This is a genomic window from Streptomyces sp. NPDC034670, assembly GCF_055574875.1.
Genome location: NZ_JBVITR010000153.1, coordinates 1 through 1,032 on the forward strand (window position 1 = coordinate 1; position 1,032 = coordinate 1,032).

The 1,032-nt window shown below is 73.2% G+C and carries 1 protein-coding gene; it reads left to right on the forward strand.

Going from position 1 to position 1,032, the window contains the following annotated elements; genetic code table 11:
* A partial coding sequence (locus ACZ56B_RS32910; protein ID WP_468798783.1) for a type I polyketide synthase occupies positions 1-1,032 on the forward strand: 1,032 nt, incomplete at both ends.

Consider the following 1,032-nt stretch of genomic DNA (forward strand, 5'->3'; position numbering starts at 1 on the left):
GTCCACCGAGGAGGCCCTGGCCCTGCTGGATGCCGCGCTGTTCGTCGACGAGCCGACCGCCGTCCCCGTCGCCCTGCGCACGTCGGCGCTCGCGGAGAGCGGCCGTGACGCCCTGCCCGCCGTTCTGCACGACCTCGTCCCCGTCAGGGCGCGGCGTCGGTCGGCCGGCGGAACCACCTCGTCTGGTGGGGAGCTGGCCCGCAGGTTGAACGGCCTGGCACCCGCTGAACAGCACCGGTTGCTGCTGGAGCTGGTCCAGCAACAGGTCGCCGGGGCTCTCGGACACGCCTCGGCCGGTGCGGTCGACGCGTCCCGCAGCTTCAAGGACCTCGGGTTCGACTCGCTCACCGCCGTCGACCTGCGCAACCGGCTCGGCTCGGCCACCGGAATCGGCCTGCCCGCCACCCTGGTCTTCGACCACCCCAACCCGAACGCCCTCGCCGACTACCTGGCGGAACGGGTCCTCGGTGACATGGCTACGACCACGCAGATACAGGCCGCGCGCCGCGTGGAGACCGGGACGAAGGACGATCCGGTCGTCGTCGTGGGAATGGCGTGCCGATTCCCCGGCGGGGCGACGTCGCCCGACGCGCTGTGGCGGCTTGTCGACGAGGGACGCGATGCCCTCGCTCCGCTGCCCGCCGACAGGGGCTGGGACCTGGACGCGCTGGCGGACGCGACCACGGTGGGAGTGGGCGGCTTCATCGACGACGCCGAGTCCTTCGACGCGGAACTGTTCGGGATCTCCCCGCGCGAGGCCCTGGCGATGGACCCGCAGCAGCGGCTGCTGCTGGAGACCGCCTGGGAGGCCCTGGAGGACGCCGGCATCGACCCGACCTCGCTGCGCGGCTCGGCGACCGGCGTGTACGCGGGCGTGTCCGCCAACGGCTACGGCAGCGGCACGGTCGACGACCCGCAGGGCAACACCGAGGGCTATCTCCTGACGGGCAGCACGCCCAGCGTCGCCTCGGGCCGGCTGTCGTACGTCTTCGGGCTGGAGGGCCCCGCCGTCTCCGTGGACACCGCGTGCTC